This is a genomic window from Ornithinimicrobium avium, from assembly GCF_003351765.1.
Classification (GTDB): Bacteria; Actinomycetota; Actinomycetes; order Actinomycetales; family Dermatophilaceae; genus Ornithinicoccus; species Ornithinicoccus avius.
Genome location: NZ_CP031229.1, coordinates 1388964 through 1410090, shown reverse-complemented (window position 1 = coordinate 1410090; position 21127 = coordinate 1388964). Strand labels below are relative to the sequence as shown.

Below are 21127 nucleotides of genomic sequence, written 5' to 3'. Positions count from 1 at the left end.
GGCCACAGTAGCCTCCGGCGGTATCCTTTGGCGATGTCCTCCGTCCCCCCGACGCTCGGCGCGCTCATCCGTCAGCAGCGGGAGCTGGCCGCCCTGCCCATGCGGCAGCTGGCCGCGATGTCGGGGATCTCGGGCCCCTACCTCTCGCAGATCGAGAACGGTCTGCGCAGACCGAGCGACCACGTGCTGCGCAGCATCGCGACCATCCTGGGGGTCGACCCCGAGGAGCTCGTGGGCGAGACGCGCACCGAGGACGAGCTCGAGGCGGCCCGCCGGCGCACCCGCGCCGCGCTGGAGGAGGACCCCAACCTGACGCCGGCCCAGCGACGCACCGTGCTCGACGTCTACGCAGCGATGGTGGGCGGCGTCGAGCCCGGAGCCTGAGCCCCACCCGCACGAGGAGCAGCCATGACCAGCAGCCGCATCCCCGGCTTCCGCGACCTCACGGTCGAGCAGCGACGGCAGGCGGTGGCCGAACAGGCCGGCCTGGCCGTCGCCGACCTCGCCGCCCTGGATCCCGGCGGGTTCTCGCTGGAGGACGCGGCGACGATGAGCGAGAACGTGGTCGGCGCCTTCTCCCTCCCGGTCGGGGTCGCGGCCAACCTCGTGGTCAACGGGCGCGACGTGCTCGTGCCGATGGTCACCGAGGAGGCCTCCGTGGTCGCCGCGGCCAGCAACGGCGCCCGGATGGCCCGCGCGCTCGGCGGTTTCCGCACGTCCAGCACCGGTCCGCTCATGCAGGCCCAGGTCCAGCTCGTGGACGTGGTCGACCCGCTCGCCGCCCGGCTGCGCATCCTCGAGGCCAGGGATGAGCTGGTCGCGCTCGCCGACGCGCAGGACCCGCGGCTCGTGGAGGTCGGCGGCGGTGTCCGCGACCTGGTCGTCCGCGTCGTCGACGCCGACGGTGAGAGGTATGTGGTCGCGCACCTGGTCGTCGACGTGCGGGACGCCATGGGCGCCAACGCGGTCAACACGATGGCCGAGGCGGTGGCCGACCGGGTCGCCGAGATCGGCGGCGGCCGCGCGGTGCTGCGCATCCTCACCAACAAGGCCGACCTGCGCCTGGCCCGGGCCCGGGCGGTGTGCGACGTGCAGACCCTGGGGGGCCGGCGGGTCGTCGAGGACATGGTCCACGCCTACAAGCTGGCGGCCGCGGATCCCTACCGCGCCGCCACGCACAACAAGGGCATCATGAACGGCGTCAGCGCCGTGGTGCTCGCGACCGGCAACGACACCCGGGCGGTCGAGGCGGGGGCACACTCCCACGCGATCTCCCCGGAGGGCCGCTACACCTCGTTGTCGACCTTCGAGAAGGACGCCGACGACAACCTCGTGGCGACCCTCGAGCTGCCGATGCCGGTCGGGCTCGTGGGCGGAGCGACCGCCACGCATGCCGGCGCCCGGGCCGCGGTCGCGATGACCGGCGTGCGCTCGGCCGCAGAGCTGGCCGAGCTGATCACCGCGGTCGGCCTGGCCCAGAACATCGCGGCACTGCGGGTGCTGGCCGGTGAGGGCGTCCAGCGGGGCCACATGTCGTTGCACGCCAAGAACATCGCCGTGGCGGTGGGGGCCGGGCCGGACGAGGTCGGCCCGCTGGTGGAGCGGCTGGTCGCCGAGAAGGCTTTCCGCCACGACCGCGCCGAGCAGGTGCTCGCGCAGATCCGGGGCGCCCGCTGAAGCGGCCCTCGTCCTCGTCCGAACCTCAGGCGCGGGTGACGCGCAGCACCCGGAAACCCTTGCTCGTCGCCTCGCGGGCCACGGTCACCGGGTCCATGAGGTCGGGCAGCGTGCGCGCCAACCACGCCTGCAGGCTGTCGCCGCCCAGGTTCTTCTGCACCACGAGGTAGGCCGTCCCGCCCGCCGCGAGCCGCCGGAGCCAGGTGGTCAGCATCCCGTGCAGCACCGCCTTGCCGACCCGGATCGGCGGGTTGGACCAGATCAGGTCGTAGCCGGTGTCCGGGTCGACCTCGTCCGGCGTCGACGCGACGAGGCGGGTGCAGCCCAGCGTCCGCGCGTTGCGGCGGCACAGGTCGAGGGCGCGTTCGTTGACGTCGACCGCCTGCACGGTGGCCTCCGGGGACTGCAGCGCCAGGGTCAGCGCGAGCGGCCCCCAGCCGCAGCCCAGGTCCAGGAAGGCGCCCTCCGCCGGCGGCGGAGGAACCTCTGCGAGCAGCACGCGGGTGCCTCGGTCGAGGCCGCCTGGTGAGAAGACACCACCCGCGGTGACGACCTCCACCTCGCGGCCGGCCAGGCGCACCGGCACCCGGCGCAGCTCGCCGTCGGAGGCGGGGTGGGCGGTGAAGTAGTGGTCCTCGGGCACGGCGCGAGTCTAGTGAGCAGCGCCGCTTCAGGCCTCGGCGTCGTCCTCGTCGTCGTCCTGGTCGCGGCGCAGGTGCACGGAACGGACCCCGTCGACCTCGTGCAGGGTGGGGATGAGCTGGTGCAGCGGTGCCCCACCCTTGAAGCGGACGTCCACCTCCACCAGGTCGGAGCCGTCCTGACGGCGTGTGCCCAGGACGAAGGCGCTGAAGCCCACGGTGGTCGCCTCCGCGAGCAGCCGGCGCAGCACGCCGCGGCCGTCGACGTAGATGATCCGCAGGACCCGGTTGGAGTCGCGGGTGGGCAGGCGCAGGGCAAGCGGTCCGACGACGACGAGCGCGAACAGGTGCAGGAACGTCAGGCCGACCGCCAGCGACACCATGCCCGCGCCCGAGGCCATCCCGACGGCGGCGGCCACCCAGATGGTCGCCGCGGTGGTCAGACCGCGGACGAAGTCCTCCCGGGTGAAGATCACCCCGGCGCCCAGGAAGCCGATCCCCGAGACGATCTGCGCGGCGATCCTCGACGGGTCGAGGACGACGTCCTCCCCCAGCACCGGGGCGAAGCCGAAGGCCGAGACCAGGGTGAACCCGGCTGACCCGGTGCCGACCAGGACGTGGGTGCGGAAGCCGGCGGCCTTCTGGCGGTACTGCCGCTCCAGCCCGATGAGCGAGCAGAGCACGAACGCCAGCGCGAGCAGGCCCAGCTGCAGCCACGAGGTCGTCGTCCACAGCTGCACCCGTTCACCCTATCGCCGAGCGGGCCAGTGGCGGCGCCGCGCGTCGACGCCGCGGAGGGGGCCGGCCCGGTCGAGCCGTCTGGTGAGAAGACACCCCGGCGGTTCTCGGGCGCGGCGACGAGGGCGAGGGCGGCTTGAAGTGCCCAGTAGGCAATCTTGCGCAATGGGCAATGAATGTGTTCTGCTGTGCGTCTGCCCACCACGTCCCCGACCGAGAGGCGCTCCCCGTGTCCATCCTTCTCGCGCGCCTCGGCGCCGGCTCCTTCCGCCATCCCGTGGTGGTCCTGCTGCTGTGGGCACTCCTGCTGGTCGGCGTGGTCGGCCTGGCGGGCACCGCCGACACCCAGGTCTCCACGAGCATCACGGTCGGCGACACCTCCGCGCAGCAGGTCCTCGACCGGGTCCAGGCCGAGCTGCCGGAGGCCGCGGGTGCGCAGGGGACCGTCGTCTTCCGGGCCGAGGAGGGCCGGGTCGACCAGGGCCGCGCGGCGGAGGGCGTCGCCGCCGCCCTGAAGGCCGGGGTGGACACCGGCCGCGTCGTCGACCGGGAGGCGATGCGTGCCGAGCAGGAGGCCGAGCTGCGCGCGAAGGCGACCGAGTCCGCGACCGCCCGGACGGGCGAGGAGATCACCCGGGGCCTGGAGGGCATGGGTGCCGGGCTCCTGGAGGTGGACGAGGTCCTGCGCAACCGCTCGGAGGACGTCGCCGTCCAGCTGGCGCTGCTCGCGACCGGCCAGCCCCCGCCGCTCCAGCCCTGGCAGCAGGAGCAGCTGGCCGGCAGCGGCGCCCCGGCACCGACGAGCCCCGCGCAGCTGGGCCTCCTGCTGGAGGACATGCAGGGGCAGCTCGACACCAGGGCCGAGGAGCTCGCCGGGATCGGGACGAGCGTGGTCGAGCTGCTGGCGGCGCCCGTCGAGCAGCAGCTGGACGGGGTGGTCCAGCTGTCCTCCCGGGTCCAGGAACTGACCGAGGCGGACCCCGCAGCCGCAGAGATGCTGCGGGCCGGCAGCGCGGACGGCACGTCCTTGCTGCTGACCAGCGGGCAGGACCCGCGGGAGCAGATCGAGGAGAAGGTCGACGAGCAGGTGGCCGCGGTCATGGGCGATCTCGGTCGGCTCCAGGGCGGGACCTCGCCGGCCGGCCGGCCGCTGGTGGTCGACGGCGAGCAGGTGCCCGGGGCGACGGTGAGCGCGGACGGGACGATCGCGGTCCTCCAGGTGCAGCTGACCGAGCAGCTCGACGACCTGCCCGCGGGGGCCGCCGAGGAGGTCGTGACGGCGCTCACCGGCGGGGCCGCCGCCGCTGGCCTGCAGGCCTACCCCAGCGACTCGTTGCAACCGCTGGAGCCGCCGGTGGGTGGTCACGAGGCGCTGGGGCTGCTCGTGGCGGGCGTCGTCCTGCTGCTCACCCTCGGCTCGCTGGTGGCTGCCGGGCTGCCGCTCCTCACCGCGCTGCTCGGCGTCGCGATCGGGGTCGGCGGGGCATTCGGACTCTCGGAGTTCTACGACATGACGTCCACGACCCCGGTGCTCGCGCTCATGCTGGGCCTGGCCGTCGGGATCGACTACGCGCTGTTCATCCTCGACAAGCAGCGGCGGCTCATCCTCGAGCGGGGCATGAGCGCCCGGGAGGCGGCCGCGACGGCCGTCGGGACCGCCGGCTCCGCGGTGCTCTTCGCCGGGCTCACCGTGATCGTCGCCCTGCTGGGGCTGCTCGTGCTCGACATCGGCTTCGTCACGACGATGGCCGTCGCTGCGTCCGCGACCGTGGGCCTGGCGGTCCTGGTCTCCCTGACAGCCCTGCCCGCCCTGCTCGGCCTGGCCGGCGAGCGCATCGTCAGCCGTCGCGCCAGGGCCCGCAGCCGCGGCGCGCACCGGTCGCCGACCGGTGGCGCCGCGCGCCGCTGGGCAGGGGTCGTCACCGCCCGGCCGTGGCTCGTCGTGGTCGCCGTCGTCGCGCTCCTGGGGCTGGCTGCCCTGCCCGCCGCGGACATGCGCCTGGGCATGCCGGGCGGGGCCTCCGCCTCGGCCGGGTCCCCGGAGCGCCTCAACGCCGACCTCACCGCCCAGGCGCTCGGCCCCGGGGCCACCGGGCCGCTGCTGGTCACGGTCGAGCGTCCCGCCGGCACCGACAGCCACCTCGACCGGATCGGCGCCACGCTCGAGGATCTGGCCCGGGTCGACGGGGTGGCCGACGCCGCCCTGCGCGGCACCGACAAGGACGGCACGCTCGAGATCTACGCGGTGACTCCGGAGGAGGGACCGATGGACCCGAGCACGGAGGAGCTCGTGCACACGCTGCGTCAGCCCGAGGTCGTGGACGGCGTCGACGAGCTTGGGGTGACCGGCCTCACCGCGATCAACATCGACCTCTCCCAGCGGCTGGCCGAGGCGGTCCCGGTCTACCTGGGCGTCGTCGTGGTCCTGGCGCTGTTCATCCTGCTGCTCGTCTTCCGGTCCCTGGTGATCCCGCTCGTGGCGACCCTCGGCTTCCTGCTGACCGTCGGCGCGAGCTTCGGACTGACCACCGCCGTCTTCGGCACGGCCACGCTCGGATGGCTCGCCGGCGTGGACCGGCCCGGCGTCGTGCTCAGCTTCCTGCCGATCATGGCGACCGGCATCCTCTACGGCCTGGCGATGGACTACCAGGTGTTCCTCACCACCGCGATGCGGGAGGCGCACGTGCACGGCTCGGCGGGTCGCGGAGCGGTCGCCGAGGGCTTCGCCCACGCCAGCCGGGTCGTGGTCGCCGCAGCCGTCATCATGGTCTCGGTCTTCGCCGTCTTCGTGCTGACCGACGACCCGGTCATCACCCAGTTCGGCTTCGCCCTGGCGGTCGGCGTCCTGATCGACGCCTTCCTGGTCCGGATGACCCTGATGCCCGCCCTGCTGCACGCCGTCGGCGACGCAGCCTGGTGGCTGCCGCCCCGGCTCGACCGGCTCCTGCCCGAGCTGGACGTGGAAGGCTCCCGGCTCGAGCGTGCGCCGGGCCCCGCGACCCCGGACCCCCGACCCGCCGGGAGCGGCGAGCCGGAAGCCGGGGCGGTGGGCGACGCCATACCCGTGCGATCCTGATGTCGATGGGTGAGACGAGCCTGCGGGAGGTCAAGCGCGCAGCGACCCGCCGCGCGCTGGCCCGGACGACCTACGAGATGGTGCTGGAGCGCGGCCTGGACGACGTCACCGTCGACGAGGTCACCAGCGCCGTCCAGCTCTCGCGGCGGACGTTCTCCAACTACTTCGCGGGCAAGGAGGAGGCCGTCGCGGAGGTGCTGGTCCTCACCGTGCAGGACGGTCTGGCCGGGTGGACGACCCCGGCCGGCGGCGACCTGCTGACCGGCGTGCGGTCGTTGGTCGAGCACCAGTTCGCCGGGGACTTACCCAACGTGCTCGCCTCCTTCCGCCGGCTGTGCGCGGACCACCCCCAGCTGGTCCCCTTCTGGAACGACGCGCTGTGGCGCACGTGGAGCCTGGCCGTCGGCCACCTGCGCTCCACCGTGCGGCCTGGCGGAGACGGTGTGGACGCCGATCTGGCGATGGTCACCGGTGCCGTCTACGGGGTGGTCTCCAGGCACTTCGGCATGGCCGCCGAGGAGCACGCGCACGACCCGGGTGCCGGCTCGCTCGACGCCGTCGTGACCGGGTTGACCAGGGTGCTGGCCCGGCTCGAGGTCGCGCTCGGCCCTGAGGGCGACGCGGCGGTGCGCGCGGCCGAGACCGCCGGTGGGGCAGAAATCGCTCGCCGCGCGCGTTGACGAGGTGAGAGGCTGGGGAGAGTCCGCCGTGCGTGTGCACGGCGCATCCCCACCACCCGACGAGAAAAGGACTGCATGACAGCCACCCCGCACGCCGACCACAACGGGCGCGGCACGCGCCCCTCGGTGCTGGAGCGCCGGGCCCAGGCCCTCGACGACGACCACGAGAGCGAGCTGCGCGAGCGCCGGGAGACCTGGGGCGGGGACGGGGGCGAGAGCTTCGACGGGGACCAGCTGGACCGTGAGGAGCGCGCGGCGCTGCGCCGCGTCGCCGGCCTGTCCACCGAGCTCGAGGACGTCAGCGAGGTCGAGTACCGCCAGCTGCGGCTGGAGCGCGTGGTCCTGGCCGCCGTCTGGACCGACGACGGCCGCACCACCGCCGAGGACGCCGAGAATTCCATGCGTGAGCTCGCGGCGCTCGCCGAGACCGCCGGCTCGCAGGTGCTCGACGGCGTGATCCAGCGCCGCCTCAAGCCCGACCCCGCCACCTATCTCGGCTCGGGCAAGGCCAAGGAGCTGCGCGAGATCGTCGTGGCGCAGGGCGCCGACACGGTCATCGCCGACGGCGAGCTCGGTCCCTCCCAGCGGCGTGCCCTCGAGGACGTCGTCGGGGTCAAGGTGATCGACCGCACCGCCCTGATCCTCGACATCTTCGCCCAGCACGCCAAGAGCAAGGAGGGCCGCGCGCAGGTCGAGCTGGCCCAGCTGCAGTACCTCCTGCCGCGTCTGCGCGGCTGGGGCGAGTCGATGTCACGACAGGCCGGTGGCCGGGTGGCCGGCGGCGAGGGCATCGGCTCGCGCGGACCCGGCGAGACCAAGATCGAGCTGGACCGGCGCCGGATCAACACCCGCATCTCCAAGCTGCGCCGCGACATCACCGCGATGAAGACCGTGCGCGACACCAAGCGCGGCTCCCGCCGCGCCAACAAGGTGCCGAGCGTGGCGATCGTGGGCTACACCAACGCCGGCAAGTCCTCCCTGCTCAACCGGCTCACCGGCGCCGGCGTGCTCGTCCAGGACCAGCTCTTCGCCACCCTGGACCCGACCGTGCGGCGCACCGAGACCGAGGACGGACGGGACTACACCCTCGTCGACACCGTCGGCTTCGTGCGGCACCTGCCGCACCAGCTGGTCGAGGCGTTCCGCTCCACGCTGGAGGAGGCGGCCCTGGCCGACGTGCTGCTGCACGTCGTCGACGGCTCCCACCCCGACCCGGAGAGCCAGATCCAGGCGGTCCACGAGGTGCTCGCCGAGGTCGACGAGGGCGCAGCGCTGCAGCTGCCCGAGATCCTCGCGGTCAACAAGGCCGACCTCGCCGACCCCGACGTGCTCGCGCGCCTGGAGCGGATGCACGAGCGCGTGGTCGTGGTCTCCGCCCGGACCGGCCAGGGCATCGAGGAGCTGGAGCAGCTGGTCGCCCGGGTGCTGCCCCGCCCCGAGATCCTCGTCGACGTGCTCGTGCCCTACGAGCGGGGCGACCTGGTCGCGCGGCTGCACGAGGAGGGCGAGGTGCTCTCCGAGGAGCACACCGGGGAGGGCACCCGGTTGCGCGCCAAGGTGGACGAGGACCTGCACGGCCACCTCGGCTCCTACGCCGTCTGAGCCGGACCGGCGCGAAAGGGCCCCCTCCCGTCCCGCGGGGCGGGGCGGGCGCGCTGTGGCAGGGTTGGTCCGTGACTGCCGAGCACCAGCGCCTGTCCGACTCCGCCGACTCCCGCGCCGCCTGGCGCCGCTGGGGGCCCTACGTCTCGGCCCGCCAGTGGGGCACCGTCCGGGAGGACTACTCCGCCGACGGCGACGCGTGGGCCTACCTGCCCTTCGAGCACTCGCACCTGCGCGCCTACCGCTGGGGCGAGGACGGGCTGGCCGGGCTGTGCGACGTCGACGGCTACCTCAACCTGGGGCTCGCGCTGTGGAACGGCAGGGACGACCGGCTCAAGGAGCGGATCTTCGGGCTGACCAACCCGCAGGGCAACCACGGCGAGGACGCCAAGGAGTACTGGTGGGCGCTGGACGGCACGCCCACGCACAGCTACGCCAGCTGGCTCTACCGCTACCCGCAGGCGGCCTACCCCTACGAGGAGCTGGTGCGCGTCAACGGCCGGCGCGGCCACGGCGAGGAGGAGTACGAGCTGGCGGACACCGGCATCCTGGACCAGGACCGGTTCTTCGACGTCACCGTCACCCACGCCAAGGCCAGCCCCGGCGACGTCTGCGTCGAGATCACCGCCACCAACCACGGGCCCGACCCGGCACCGCTGCACCTGCTGCCCCAGGTCTGGTTCCGCAACACGTGGAGCTGGGGCCTGGACGACCGCCGCCCCCAGCTGTGGCTGGACGAGGGCGACGCCGGTGCGGGGCCGGTGCGCGTGCTCGCCCGGCACCACGAGCTGGGCAGCCTGCAGGTGGTGGCCGAGGACTCGCCCGTCCGGCCGCGGGTCCTCTTCTGCGACAACGAGACCAACCTGGCGACCCTCTACGGCGAGGGCGCCGTGCCGGAGGACTACACCGCATACCCCGTCGACGCGGTGGACCGCGCGGTGGTGCACGGGCAGGCGGACGCGTGCGACCCTCGGCAGCGGGGGACCAAGATGGCGTTCTGGTGGCACGTCGAGCAGGTCGCCCCGGGGGAGAGCGTCACGGTGCGGCTGCGGCTGACCGAGCTGCAGGGCCGCCCCGACCCCGAGACGCCCCTGAGCGAGGTGGTCGCACGGCGCAAGCAGGAGGCCGTCGAGTTCTACGCGGACGTCCTGCCGGAGGGGACCAGCGAGGAGGACGCGCTCATCGCGCGGCGCGCGTTCGCCGGGCTGCAGTGGGGCAAGCAGCTCTACCTGTATGACGTGCCGCGCTGGCTGGCCGGCGACCCCGCCCAGCCGGCACCGCCGCGCTCGCGGCTGGACGGGCGCAACAAGCACTGGCAGCACCTCAACCTGGCCGAGGTCATCTCGATGCCCGACGAGTGGGAGTACCCCTGGTTCGCCACCTGGGACCTGGCCTTCCACTGCGTCCCGCTGGCGCACGTCGACCCCTGGTTCGCCAAGTGGCAGCTGCTGCTCATGTGCCGCGAGTGGGCGATGCACCCCAACGGCCAGCTGGCGGCCTACGAGTGGAACTTCTCCGACGTCAACCCGCCGGTGCACCCGTGGGCCGCGTGGCAGGTCTACGCGATCGACGGCAACCAGGACCGCGACTTCCTCCAGCGCATCGTCATCAAGATGCTGCTCAACTTCCCGTGGTGGGTGAACCGCAAGGACCCGGAGGGCTCCAACATCTTCGAGGGCGGCTTCCTCGGGATGGACAACGTCGGGCTCTTCGACCGCTCCGAGCCGCTGCCGGACGGGCAGCGGTTGGAGCAGTCCGACGCGACGGCGTGGATGGGCATGTTCTGCCTGCGGATGCTGCGGATGGCGATCGAGCTCGCGCGCGAGGACCCGGCCTGGGACGAGGTCGCCACCAAGTTCCTCGTCCACTTCCTCGCGATCGCCCAGGCGATGGAGGACGTCGGCAGCGGGCACGTCTCGCTCTGGGACGCCGAGGACGAGTTCTTCCACGACGTGCTCGTCGACGAGAACGGGCACACCTTCCCCCTACCGGTGCGCTCGATGGTGGGGCTGCTGCCGCTGACCGGCGTGGCGATGGTCCCCAACTGGGTGGCCTACGAGCTGCCCGACCTCACCGACTTCTTCGACGGGTGGACCAGCCGGCGCCCGGAGCTGGCCGATGCGCTGCTGCACACCAACCGCCGCGGGCACAGCCTGCGGACGTTGTCGATGGTGGACCGCGGACAGTGGCGGGCGACCGTGCGCCGGCTGCTGGACGAGGGGGAGTTCCTCTCCCCGCACGGGATCCGATCGCTGTCGGCGGCGCACCGCGACGGCATCACGGTGTCCGTGCACGGCCGCGACATGTCGCTGAAGTACGTGCCGGGGGAGTCCGACTCCGGCATGTTCGGCGGCAACTCCAACTGGCGCGGACCGGTCTGGTTCCCGGTCAACGCCCTGCTCGTCGACGCGCTGCGCAACTACGGCCGGGCGGCGGGCGCGGGGGAGACCGTGGAGATGCCGACGGGGTCGGGCCGCCAGCTGACGGTCACCGAGGTGGCCGACGAGATCGAGGACCGGCTCGTCGGGATGTTCCGCCCGGGCCCCGACGGACGTCGCCCGGCCACCCCGCGCCACCACCCCTCGGGCGAGCTCTGGGACGCCCATCCGACGTTCAGCGAGTACTTCCACGGCGACACCGGAGCCGGCCTGGGGGCCTCCCACCAGACCGGCTGGACAGCACTGGTGGCGCACTTCATCTGCAGCCCGGACGGGATCCCGAACCGCTGAGGAGCCGGCTCTCCTGCCGGTCCAGGGTCCGGCGGCGGCCCTGACCGGTGCGCGGGACGACCGCGGCGGCGCACGGCATACCCTGGCCGCATGGTGAAGGTCACGCAGCGTCGCCGCGTCACGCGGCTCACCGCGGGCGGCGAGGTGCGCGAGCGCGCCGACGTGCTGGCCGGGGAGGAGCCGCTGGAGGTCCGCGTCAACGCCAGGTCGCTGTCGGTGACGATGCGGACGCCGGGGGACGACTTCGACCTGGCGGTCGGCTTCCTGCACGGCGAGGGGATGCTCGCCGGGTGGGAGGAGGTCGCGCAGATCGACTACCGCTCCGGGATCGGGGCGGACGGGCAGCGGGACTACAACGTCGTGGACGTCACGCTGGCCGAGGGGGTCGCCCCGCCGGACCCGTCGCTGGAGCGGCACGTCTACACCTCCAGCTCCTGCGGCGTGTGCGGGACGTCCTCGATCGAGGCCGTCCGGCGCGTCGGCCGGCACGACCTGGCCGCGGACGTCGCCGCGCACCCGCTGGCGGAGCTGCTCGCGCTGCCGGACCGGCTTCGGGAGGGGCAGGCGGTCTTCGAGCGCACCGGTGGCGTCCACGCCGCGGGGCTGTTCCTGCCCGGGGCGGGCGGCCTGGAGCTGGCCTGCCTGCGCGAGGACGTCGGCCGGCACAACGCCGTGGACAAGGTCGTGGGCTGGGCGCTGCGCGAGCACGTCCTGCCGTTGCCCGGCGCGGTCCTGCAGGTATCCGGCAGGGCGTCCTTCGAGCTGGTGCAGAAGGCCGCGATGGCCGGGATCCCGACGCTGTCGGCCGTGTCCGCGCCGTCCTCGCTGGCGGCGGAGCTCGCCGAGGAGAGCGGGCTGACGCTGGTCGGCTTCAACCGGGGCTCCTCGCTCAACGTCTACACGGGGCGGCAGCGGGTGCGCTGATGCGACCTGGTGGCGTGCTCCGACCGCCCGTCCTCCCAGCGGGCGGGTGCATGATGGGCCGATGACCAGCACGACCGAGGCGGCGCGACCGGCCGCGACCGGCCCGCCGGAGCGTGCCACGAGCAGCCCCGGCGGGCCCGGCCCGGCCCTGGTCGGCGTGGCCGCGGGCGCGGTGACCGTCGGGGTGGCCGAGCTCCTGGCCGGCGCCCTGCTGCGCGTCCTGGGGGGCCAGGGCACGCCCTCGCCGTTGCTGGCGGTGGGCGGAGCCTTCGTCGACCTCACCCCGCACTGGCTCAAGGACTGGGCGGTAGCCACCTTCGGCACGGCGGACAAGCTCGTGCTCGGGATCGGCATCGTCGTGACCCTGCTCGTGCTCGCGCTGCTCGTCGGGCGGCTCGGGGTGGTCTCCCGGACGGCCGCGGCCGCCGTGCTCCTCCTGCTCGGCGCCGTCGCCCTGGCGGCGGTCGCCACCCGGCCGTCCTTCGCCCCGCTGGACCTCGTGCCGACCCTCGTCGGGCTGGCGGTCGGAGCCTGCGTGCTCTGGGTGCTGCTGGGCCGGCTTCGCGCCGCGCCTGCGGCACCGAGGCCCGGCGTGGGTGCCGGGCGCGAACGGCATACCCACCCCGAGGCCGTGCGCACCGACCACCGTCCGGCACCGACCCGTCGCGGGGTGCTGGGCGCGGCCGCCGGCATCGGCGTGCTGGGCGTGCTGGGGGTGGTCGCCGGCCAGGCGCTCGCGCGCACCGGGCGGGCCGCCGGAGACGCCGTCGCCCGGCTGGGGCTGCCGACGCCGCGACGGAGCGTGAAGGTGCCGGCGGAAGCGCTGTCCGACGTTCCCGGACAGACGACGTTCCTCACCCCCAACGCGGACTTCTACCGGATCGACACCGCGCTCTTCGCGCCGCGCGTGGACGTCGGCCGGTGGCGGCTGCGGGTCACCGGGATGGTCGACCAGGAGATCGAGCTGGACTGGGCCGAGCTGCTCGCCCAGGACCACGTCGAGGCCCTGGTCACCCTCGCGTGCGTGTCCAACACCGTCGGCGGCGAGCTCGTCGGCAACGCGCGGTGGACCGGGTGGCCGGTGCGCGAGCTGCTGGCCCGCGCGGGCGTGCAGGAGGGGGCCGACATGGTGCTCTCCCGCAGCGTCGACGGGTTCACCGCGGGCACGCCGCTGGAGGTCCTGACCGACGACCGCGACGCCCTGATCGCCGTGGCGATGAACGGCGAGCCGCTGCCGGTCGAGCACGGCTACCCGGTGCGGCTGGTGGTGCCCGGTCTCTACGGCTACGTGTCGGCGACGAAGTGGCTCACCGAGCTCAAGGTCACCCGCTTCGACGCCGACGAGGGCTACTGGACGCCCCGCGGGTGGGCGGCGCTCGGGCCGGTCAAGACCGCCTCGCGCATCGACGTGCCCCGCCGGGAGGCGCCGGCCGGCCCGGTCACCGTCGCGGGGGTCGCCTGGGCGCAGCACCGGGGCATCTCCAAGGTCGAGGTCCGGGTCGACGACGGGGTATGGAGCGAGGCCACCCTCCTCGCCGAGCCCACCGTCGACGCGTGGCGGCTGTGGACGTGGGAGTGGTCGGACGCAGAGGCGGGGCAGCACGAGCTGACCGTGCGCGCCACCGACGGCACCGGCGAGCTGCAGACCGACCGGACCGCGCCGCCGGCGCCGGACGGTGCATCGGGCTGGCACACGGTGCGGGTGACCGTGCGCTGAGGCCGCCGGAGGCCCCGGACTGCGGCTGGCCGGCCTGCGGATTGGGCCTGCGACGCGGGGCGGTCCGACGGAACGGGTGCGAGTGCCCCGGATCGGTCGACGCCACGCGCGGTCGAGGGACGGAACCGGGGCGAGTGCCCCGGATCGGTCGACGCCAGGCGCGGTCGAGGGACGGGGCGGGTGTGAGGCGCGGGAGGTGCAGCTTCGCCTCCCGAGGGGCTGACCTGTGGACGGCCGACCGCGGACGTCGGCGGCACGGCATACCCTGAACCCCATGCCTGACGTCCCCGACCTCGACACGCTGCTCCACGCCGCGGTGACCGCGGTCGGCGGCACCGAGCGTCCCGGCCAGGTCGCGATGGCGCAGGCGGTGGAGCGCGCCGTGGAGCGCGAGGAGCACCTGCTCGTCCAGGCGGGGACGGGGACCGGCAAGTCGCTGGCCTACCTGGTGCCGGCGGTCGCGCACGCCATGCGGACCGGCAGGCCGAGCGTCGTGGCGACCGCGACCCTGGCGCTGCAGGCCCAGATCGTCGACCGCGACCTGCCGCGCGTCGCCGACGCGCTCGAGCCGCTGGTGGGGCGACGACCGACGTTCGCCCTGGTCAAGGGGCGGTCCAACTACCTGTGCCAGCACAAGCTGGTCGGCGGCTTCCCCGACGACGACGAGGACGCGTTGCTCAGCATGGGGTCGGTCGACCGGGAGCGCTCGCGCACCGGCGAGGAGGTGGTGCGCCTGCGCGAGTGGGCCGAGATCACCGAGTCCGGGGACCGCGACGAGCTCGTGCCCGGCGTGAGCAACCGCGCCTGGCGGCAGGTCTCGGTCACCGCGCACGAGTGTCTGGGCAGCCGCTGCCCGGTCTTTGCCGAGTGCTTCGTCGAGCGCTCGCGGGAGGCGGCCAAGGAGGTCGACGTCATCGTCACCAACCACTCCTTCATGGCCATCGACGCCTTCGAGGGGCGGTTCATGCTCCCCGAGCACGACCTGCTCGTCGTCGACGAGGCGCACGAGCTGACCGACCGCGTCACCTCCACGATCACCGACGAGCTGACCTCCGGCACGGTCACGGCGGCCGCCCGTCGGGCCGGCAAGGGCGAGGCGTCGGCCCGCCTGGACCAGACCAGCGAGCTGGTCGCCGACACCCTCGCCGACCTGCCCGAGGGCAAGCTGGGCCAGCTGCCCGAGCGGCTGGTCACCACCCTGCAGCTGGTCCGCGACGCGGCCCGCGAGACGCTCTCGCAGATCAAGCCCGACAAGGGCGCCGAGGTCGACGGGGGCCGGCAGATGGCGCTCGCCGCGGTCGAGGAGGTCCAGGACACCGCAGCCCGCGTGCTCGAGGAGCGCGACCTCGACGTGGTCTGGGTCAGCCACGACCAGCGCCGCGGCGCTGTGCTGCGCGTGGCGCCGATGAGCGTGGCGATGCTGGTGCGCGACAAGATCTTCGAGGGGCGCACCGTCGTGCTGACGTCGGCCACCCTCGAGCTGGGCGGCTCCTTCGACGCGGTCGCCGGCACCATGGGGCTGCGCGGGGCCGGGTCGCCGGCGTGGGAGGGCCTGGACGTGGGCTCGCCGTTCGACTACCCGCAGCAGGCCATCGCCTACGTCGCCTCCCGCCTCCCGCCGCCCGGGCGCGACGGGGCGGCACCGGTGGTCTTCGACGAGATCGAGGCCCTCGTGCGGGCGGCCGGCGGGAGGACCCTCGGCCTGTTCAGCTCGCGCCGTGCCGCGGAGGCCGCCGCCGAGGAGATGCGCACCCGCCTGGCCGACGTCGGCATCACCGTGCTGTGCCAGGGCGAGGACCAGACGCCCACGCTGGTGCGCCGGTTCGCCTCGGACGCCACGACCTGCCTGTTCGGCACGATGTCGCTCTGGCAGGGGGTCGACGTGCCCGGGCCGGCCTGCCAGCTGGTCATCATCGACCGGATCCCCTTCCCGCGCCCCGACGACCCGCTGTCCTCGGCCCGGACCGAGGCGATCTCGCGGATGGGCGGCAACGGGTTCATGCAGGTGTCGGCCACCCACGCCGCGCTCCGCCTGGCCCAGGGTGCGGGACGCCTGGTGCGCAGCTCCTCCGACCGCGGCGTCGTGGCCTTCCTCGACTCGCGGATGATGTCCGCCCGCTACGCACCGTTCCTGCAGAAGTCACTGCCGCCGTTCTGGCCCACCGACGACCGGGCGCTCGTGCTCAAGGCGCTGGCCCGCCTGGACGCCACCGCCGGGGAGGTGCTGCCCGTGGCCGCGCCGGCGGCGCGCGGGCTCGGTGGTGCGCCGCTGGTGTCCCCCGGCCCGGTCCCCGTCGCCCGCTCGCCGCGCACCGCGGTCACCGGCGGCCACGCCTGGACCGACGAGCAGGACGAGGAGCTGCGCGACGGCCTCGAGGCGGGGGTCGCGGTCGAGGAGCTCGCCGAGCACCTCGAGCTGGCGCCGGACCTGGTCACCGCCCGCCTCAACCAGCTGGGCCTGCAGGTCGGGGTATGACGTCCGCGCCCGACCCCGCGCCGGCCGCGCCGGGCGCCGAGGCCGCCGAGGCCGCCGAGGACCGTCCGCTGTGGCACCTGGCCGAGGAGGTGCACTGGCAGGAGGCGCTGCGGGCGGGCAGCTACGAGCGCTCCACCCGCGGGGCGAGCCTGGCCGAGGTCGGGTTCATCCACGCCTCCTGGCCCGAGCAGCTGCCCGGCGTGGCCAAGCTGCTCTACGCCCGGGCCGCCGAGCCGCTCGTCGTCCTGGAGATCGACCCGAGGGCGCTCGCGCAGGCCGGTGTCGAGGTGCGGGAGGAGCCCGGCGATCCCGACGACCCGGCGTCCCCGCTCTTCCCCCACCTCTACGGGCCGCTGCCGGTGGCCGCCGTGACGCGCACCCGGCCGGCCGCGGTGCAGAAGGGCTGGCTCGACCTCGGCCCCTGGCAGGACGTGGCAGCCTGCTGACCAGCCCGGTCAGGCCGGCAGGACCCCCCTGACGATCGCCGAGGCGGCGTGCGCGTGCACCCGGTGCGTGCTCGTGATCTCGACGTCGGCGAAGCCGGCCTCCAGCAGCACCGCCCGGAACTGCTTCTCGGTCAGGGCCCCGGCGATGCACCCGGTCCACTGCGCCACGTCCGCGCGGGTGGCCTCGTCCATGTCCTCGTCGGCGACCACGTCGGAGACCGCGAGCCGGCCACCCGGCCGCAGCACCCGTGCCGCTTCGGCCAGGACGACCCGCTTGTCGGCCGCGAGATTGATGACGCAGTTGGAGATGACCACGTCCACGCTGTCGTCGGGCAGCGGCACCTCCTCGAGGTAGCCCTGGAGGAACTCCACGTTGTCCACGCCCGCGGCCTCGGCGTTGCGCCTCGCCAGGTCCAGCATCTCCGGCGTCATGTCCAGGCCGATCGCCCGTCCCCCGGGGGAGACGCGCCCGGCGGAGATGAGGACGTCCCCTCCTGCTCCTGATCCCAGGTCGAGGACGACCTCGCCGGGGTGCAGGTCGGCGACGGCGGTCGGCACGCCGCAGCCCAGCGAGAGCTCGACGGCGTCCGCCATGCCCTGACCCCGGGTCTCCTCGTCCGAGGCGTAGAGGTCGCGACCGAAGACGGCACGGCCCTCCGCGTCCCGGTTCAGCGCGGCGAAGGCCGTGCCGGCACCAGGTGCGCAGCACGAGGCTCCGGGGGTCGGGGTGCCCGCGGCCCGTGCGGCGTCGGCGTAGCGGTCGCGGACGGTCTCTCGGATGTCGGTCATGGTCGCTCCTGGGTCAGGGTGCGGGCGGCGGTTCCAGACAGGTCGGTCAGCGTCGGCGAGCAGCAGATGCCCGAGGCGCCGGCCATGATCTGGTCGGCGGCGGTCGGCAGCGCGCTGAGGCAGCTCGGGTTGACCGTGTAGTAGGTGCTCGTCCCCTCCTTCGTCGCGACGACGAAGCAGGTGCGGGCGAGCACGGCGAGGTGGTGGCTGACCGTGGACTGCGACAGCGGCAAGGCGTCGACCACGTCGCGGACGGGCACCGGCCGGTCCTGGCGGGCCAGCCACGCCAGCAGCTGGACGCGGGTGGGGTCGGCGAGCGTGCGGAACCAGTCCGCATACTCCTCGGCGACGTCGCGGGACAGGATCCTGGTGGCATTCATCGATCATCGACGATAGTCGATGTTTCATCCTCGCACAAGACCTGGGGGATCACCTCCCGGCCTGTCGGTGGCGCGTGGCAGGCTGGTCCCGTGACGTCACCGCTGGAGCTCGCCCTCATCACCGGGCCCGAGGAGATCCTCGCCGAGCGCGGGGTGGATTCGGTGCTCCACGCCGTCCGCACGGTCGAGCCGGAGGCTGAGGTCGTCAAGCTCTACGCCGCCGGCTACCAGCCGGGCGAGCTGCTCGTGCACGCCAGCCCCAGCCTGTTCGGCGGCTGGACCGTCATCGTCGTGCACGACATGGACGAGGCCGACGACCCGCTGGTGGAGGACCTGCTCGGCTACCTGGCCCAGCCCGCCGACATGGTCACCCTCGTCGTGCGGCACAAGAGCGGCAACCGCGGCAAGAAGGTGCTCGACACCCTCAAGAAGCAGGGCGCCCGGGTCATCGAGGCCAAGGCGGTGAAGGCGGAGGGCGACAAGCACGCCTTCGTCAAGCACGAGTTCCGCACCGCCCGACGGCGGATCGCCGACGACGCGGTCGGCGCGCTGGTGCAGGCCTTGGGCAGGGACCTGCGCGAGCTGGCCGGCGCCTGCGCGCAGCTGGTCCGCGACGTCGAGGGCACCGTGGAGGTGGAGCACGTCACCACCTACTACGGCGAGAAGGTGGAGACGACGGGCTTCAAGGTCGCCGAGGCCGCGCTGGCCGGGGACGAGGCCACGGCGCTGGGGCTCCTGCGCCACGCGATGCTCGGCGGGCTGGACCCGGTGCCGATCGTCGCGGTGCTCGCCATGCAGCTGCGCCAGGTCGGCAAGGTCGCCGCCGCCGGCCGGGGGAGCAGCGGGCAGGTCGCCCGGGACCTCGGCATGGCCCCGTGGCAGGTCGACCAGGCCCGCCGGGTCGCGCGAGGCTGGGACGGGCCCAGCCTCGGCCGGGCCATCCAGGCGGTCGCGCGGGCCGACGTCGACGTCAAGGGCGGCCTGCGCACCGAGGCCGCCGTGCGCAGCCCGGAGTATGCCGTGGAGCGCGCCGTCCTCGACGTCTGCCGGGCGCGCGACCGCTGAGCCGGACGTGAGCCGGGTGCTGCGCGTCCGACGGCGACGCTCCGGCGCCCGCCGCGCCGTGGCGCAGGGACGCTCGGACCGTCACCGCCGGACCGGGCACGACCGTCGGGGTCAGCGACGGCCGCCAACGCTCAGCGGGTCGCCGGGACGTTGCTGTCGGTCTGGGTGCCCTGCGGCCGCTGCGCGGGCGCCGGGCTGGACCCGAACAGCGTCTGCAGCTGGGTCTCGACGCTCGGGTTCACGGCGGTGGTGCCGCCGACGATCGTGATGAGCGGGTAGGGCGTGCTGGAGATGAGCCGGTCGATCTCGTCCATGATCCCCGCGGGCACGGCCGCCGGCCTGGTCAGCGCGACCCCTGCGCCGGTCCGTGCGGCGACCGGCACCGAGGTCAGGGCGTCCGGGAACGCCTGGCCGCTGGCCACCATGACCTTGCCCTCTGCCGGGAACTGCTCGAGGACCTGCTCGGCCGTCCCGTAGCGGTCGTCACCCGCGTAGCGGGTCACCGGCACCCCGTCGGCGGCGGCGTCGAGGACGTCGTCGGAGAGCACCGTGGGTCCGCCGGCGGCGTACAGGGCGTCGTAGGACAGGCCTGCCAGCGCCGTGGCCGTGGCGGCGGGCAGCGAGGTGCCCCGGGTCAGCACGAGCGGCGCCTGGTGGCGGGCCGCCAGGGCGCTGAGGACCAGCGCGTCCGGGAAGTCCTGGCCGGAGGCGACGAAGACCTCCGCCGAGCTGTCCTGGACGACTTGGCTCGCGACCATCCCGGCCGTGGCGTAGCGGTCGGCGCCGCCGACGCGGTCCACGACCGCCGTCGGGAGGGCGGCCTGGACGTCGTCCAGCACGTCCTGCCCCAGCGCGGTGGGGCCGCCGACGACGATGACGCGAGAGGGCTGGAGCCGCGTGAGCTCGGCGGTGGCCACCGCCGACAGCCCGCCGGGGCGGCTCAGCAGCAGCGGCGCGCCGAGCTGGGCGGCCCACGGCGCTGCGGCCAGCGCGTCCGGGAAGGCGCGGGAGCTGGCGATGAGGACGGTGTCGGCCGCCACGAACTTCTGCTGGGACAGCAGCGCGGCGGTCTCGATCCGGTCGGCACCGCCGATCCGCTCGATGTCGAAGCTGCAGGGGCCGTCGACGTCCTCGGGGAAGAAGGGGTCGTCGCTGCTCAGGGTGGCGACCGGGTCCCCGGAGCCGTCGATGTCGACGATCTCGATGCCCACGCCAGGTGCGCCGGTGCCGTAGAGGCCGACGAAGGAGAGGAAGGCGGTGACGTCCATCGTCGTCCCGACCGCTACCTCGGTGTCCCTGGCGTCCTTGAGGATGCCGTCGTCCCAGACCTGGACGCGAATCTTGTCGAAGCCGCCGCCGTCGTCGGTGTCGCCGGTCACCGAGCCCTTGACGACGTACTCGTTGCGGCTGCAGTCGCCGTTGACGAACTGGACCCCGGTGATGTCGTAGTCCCCCAGGGTGGCCGCGCGTGCCGGGACGGCGCCCACGACACCGACGGTGGCGGTGGCCAGCGCGGCGACGGCGGCGGTGCGCCGCCGTGCGCGGACGGTGGTGCCTGCGTGAAGGTCGTTCATGGTTCTTCCCTCCGAGTGGTGGCGCCGCGGAGTGCGGCGTCACTACACAGAGCGGGGAATCGCCGCACGGATACATCGGGTGCCCGTGCCCGAGCGTCCGGCCGGCGCCGACTTGGGCCGGACGGCGGACCGCTGGTAGATTGGTCCACTGCGTGCGCGCCCGGTCGTGCGCGCACCGCAGCAGCACCCCGCACGGGCCACTCGCCAGGGCATCCCCACGCCTCTCGTTCTGGACCGTGCGACCGTCGCCCTCACGACATCCGACCACCACTTTCGCAGGAAGACACTTCGTGGCAAACATCAAGTCCCAGATCAAGCGCGTCAAGACCAACGCCAAGCGCACCGAGCGCAACCGCGCCCACAAGTCCGAGCTGCGCACCTGGATCCGCAAGTTCCGCGAGGCAGTGGACAGCGGCGACCGGGCCAAGGCCGCGGACGCGCTGCAGCTGGCCTCCAAGAAGCTGGACAAGGCCGTCTCCAAGGGCGTCCTGCACTCCAACCAGGCCGCCAACAAGAAGTCGGCCATGGCCAAGCGCCTCAACTCGATCGGCGCCTGAGCGTTCCGCGCTGACGTCGGCAGGGCGCTCACCTCTCGGGGTGGGCGCCCTGCTGC

The 21127-nt window shown here is 73.9% G+C and carries 17 protein-coding genes; 12 read left to right on the top strand and 5 right to left on the bottom strand.

Translation table 11 applies throughout. From position 1 onward, the window contains the following. Positions 1-33 precede the first annotated feature (33 nt). Together DV701_RS06370 and DV701_RS06365 are read left to right on the top strand one after the other, a co-directional pair. Positions 34-384, top strand: coding sequence for a helix-turn-helix domain-containing protein (locus tag DV701_RS06370; RefSeq protein ID WP_114927567.1), 351 nt, complete (start codon positions 34-36; stop codon positions 382-384). A 24-nt stretch (positions 385-408) separates the two neighbouring features. Continuing rightward, the gene (locus DV701_RS06365; protein WP_114927566.1) at positions 409-1677 is read left to right on the top strand and encodes a hydroxymethylglutaryl-CoA reductase, degradative; all 1269 of its coding nucleotides are present in this window, start codon (positions 409-411) and stop codon (positions 1675-1677) included. Between the two features lie 25 nt (positions 1678-1702). Here the strand turns inward: DV701_RS06365 and DV701_RS06360 are convergent, their stop codons facing one another. Both DV701_RS06360 and DV701_RS06355 read right to left on the bottom strand, forming a co-directional pair. Next, a complete protein-coding gene (locus DV701_RS06360) occupies positions 1703-2320 on the bottom strand; it encodes a class I SAM-dependent methyltransferase (protein ID WP_114927565.1) in 618 nt (205 codons plus the stop codon). Between the two features lie 27 nt (positions 2321-2347). Beyond that, complete coding sequence (locus tag DV701_RS06355; RefSeq protein ID WP_114927564.1) at positions 2348-3058, bottom strand: MgtC/SapB family protein; 711 nt, start codon at positions 3056-3058, stop codon at positions 2348-2350. 227 nt (positions 3059-3285) lie between these two features. On the opposite strand from DV701_RS06355, the gene DV701_RS06350 reads away from it, so the two are divergent. The 8 genes from DV701_RS06350 to DV701_RS06315 all read left to right on the top strand — a co-directional run bounded on the left by DV701_RS06350 (position 3286) and on the right by DV701_RS06315 (position 16706). Beyond that, complete coding sequence (locus DV701_RS06350; RefSeq protein ID WP_114927563.1) at positions 3286-6132, top strand: MMPL family transporter; 2847 nt, start codon at positions 3286-3288, stop codon at positions 6130-6132. 5 nt (positions 6133-6137) lie between these two features. Beyond that, positions 6138-6812 carry a TetR/AcrR family transcriptional regulator gene (locus DV701_RS06345; protein ID WP_162802850.1) on the top strand — a complete coding sequence of 225 codons (675 nt, stop codon included), beginning with the start codon at positions 6138-6140 and terminating at the stop codon, positions 6810-6812. 75 nt (positions 6813-6887) lie between these two features. Then, positions 6888-8414, top strand: coding sequence for a GTPase HflX (hflX, locus tag DV701_RS06340; RefSeq protein WP_114927561.1), 1527 nt, complete (start codon positions 6888-6890; stop codon positions 8412-8414). A gap of 71 nt (positions 8415-8485) precedes the next feature. Beyond that, entirely contained in the window at positions 8486-11143 is a 2658-nt protein-coding gene (locus DV701_RS06335; protein WP_202863652.1) for an MGH1-like glycoside hydrolase domain-containing protein, read from the top strand. A gap of 90 nt (positions 11144-11233) precedes the next feature. Then, positions 11234-12067: a formate dehydrogenase accessory sulfurtransferase FdhD gene (gene fdhD, locus DV701_RS06330; protein ID WP_114927559.1), complete on the top strand. Its 834-nt coding sequence runs from the start codon at positions 11234-11236 to the stop codon at positions 12065-12067. A 61-nt stretch (positions 12068-12128) separates the two neighbouring features. Next, the gene (locus tag DV701_RS06325; protein WP_114927558.1) at positions 12129-13784 is read left to right on the top strand and encodes a molybdopterin-dependent oxidoreductase; all 1656 of its coding nucleotides are present in this window, start codon (positions 12129-12131) and stop codon (positions 13782-13784) included. A gap of 274 nt (positions 13785-14058) precedes the next feature. Beyond that, positions 14059-16260 (top strand): ATP-dependent DNA helicase, encoded by a 2202-nt coding sequence (locus tag DV701_RS06320; protein ID WP_114927557.1) that lies wholly within the window; start codon positions 14059-14061, stop codon positions 16258-16260. Beyond that, on the top strand, positions 16257-16706 hold the full coding sequence (locus DV701_RS06315; RefSeq protein ID WP_114927556.1) for a DUF952 domain-containing protein: 450 nt from the start codon (positions 16257-16259) through the stop codon (positions 16704-16706). The genes DV701_RS06320 and DV701_RS06315 overlap by 4 nt, the downstream gene beginning before the upstream one ends. Before the next feature lie 9 nt (positions 16707-16715). On the opposite strand, the gene arsM is transcribed toward DV701_RS06315, so the two are convergent. Together arsM and DV701_RS06305 are read right to left on the bottom strand one after the other, a co-directional pair. Next, positions 16716-17495 (bottom strand): arsenite methyltransferase, encoded by a 780-nt coding sequence (gene arsM / locus DV701_RS06310; RefSeq protein WP_114927555.1) that lies wholly within the window; start codon positions 17493-17495, stop codon positions 16716-16718. After that, a complete protein-coding gene (locus DV701_RS06305; protein ID WP_114927554.1) occupies positions 17492-17875 on the bottom strand; it encodes an ArsR/SmtB family transcription factor in 384 nt (127 codons plus the stop codon). The genes arsM and DV701_RS06305 overlap by 4 nt, the downstream gene beginning before the upstream one ends. 90 nt (positions 17876-17965) lie before the next feature. On the opposite strand from DV701_RS06305, the gene holA reads away from it, so the two are divergent. Then, entirely contained in the window at positions 17966-18940 is a 975-nt protein-coding gene (gene holA, locus DV701_RS06300; protein WP_114927553.1) for a DNA polymerase III subunit delta, read from the top strand. Positions 18941-19071: 131 nt separating this feature from the next. On the opposite strand, the gene DV701_RS06295 is transcribed toward holA, so the two are convergent. Beyond that, complete coding sequence (locus DV701_RS06295) at positions 19072-20514, bottom strand: cell wall-binding repeat-containing protein (RefSeq protein ID WP_114927552.1); 1443 nt, start codon at positions 20512-20514, stop codon at positions 19072-19074. A gap of 290 nt (positions 20515-20804) precedes the next feature. Between DV701_RS06295 and rpsT the strand changes: the two genes are divergently transcribed. After that, positions 20805-21071, top strand: coding sequence for a 30S ribosomal protein S20 (gene rpsT / locus DV701_RS06290; protein WP_114927551.1), 267 nt, complete (start codon positions 20805-20807; stop codon positions 21069-21071). Positions 21072-21127 lie beyond the last annotated feature (56 nt).

Bases quoted from the DNA above. Each gene is read 5' to 3' on its own strand.
- DV701_RS06345 (WP_162802850.1), top strand. From the start codon at position 6,138: ATGGGTGAGACGAGCCTGCGGGAGGTCAAGCGCGCAGCGACCCGCCGC.
- DV701_RS06365 (WP_114927566.1), top strand. From the start codon at position 409: ATGACCAGCAGCCGCATCCCCGGCTTCCGCGACCTCACGGTCGAGCAG.
- DV701_RS06320 (WP_114927557.1), top strand. From the start codon at position 14,059: ATGCCTGACGTCCCCGACCTCGACACGCTGCTCCACGCCGCGGTGACC.
- DV701_RS06315 (WP_114927556.1), top strand. From the start codon at position 16,257: ATGACGTCCGCGCCCGACCCCGCGCCGGCCGCGCCGGGCGCCGAGGCC.
- fdhD (WP_114927559.1), top strand. From the start codon at position 11,234: ATGGTGAAGGTCACGCAGCGTCGCCGCGTCACGCGGCTCACCGCGGGC.
- arsM (WP_114927555.1), bottom strand. From the start codon at position 17,495: ATGACCGACATCCGAGAGACCGTCCGCGACCGCTACGCCGACGCCGCA.
- DV701_RS06305 (WP_114927554.1), bottom strand. From the start codon at position 17,875: ATGAATGCCACCAGGATCCTGTCCCGCGACGTCGCCGAGGAGTATGCG.
- DV701_RS06325 (WP_114927558.1), top strand. From the start codon at position 12,129: ATGACCAGCACGACCGAGGCGGCGCGACCGGCCGCGACCGGCCCGCCG.
- hflX (WP_114927561.1), top strand. From the start codon at position 6,888: ATGACAGCCACCCCGCACGCCGACCACAACGGGCGCGGCACGCGCCCC.
- DV701_RS06295 (WP_114927552.1), bottom strand. From the start codon at position 20,514: ATGAACGACCTTCACGCAGGCACCACCGTCCGCGCACGGCGGCGCACC.
- DV701_RS06370 (WP_114927567.1), top strand. From the start codon at position 34: ATGTCCTCCGTCCCCCCGACGCTCGGCGCGCTCATCCGTCAGCAGCGG.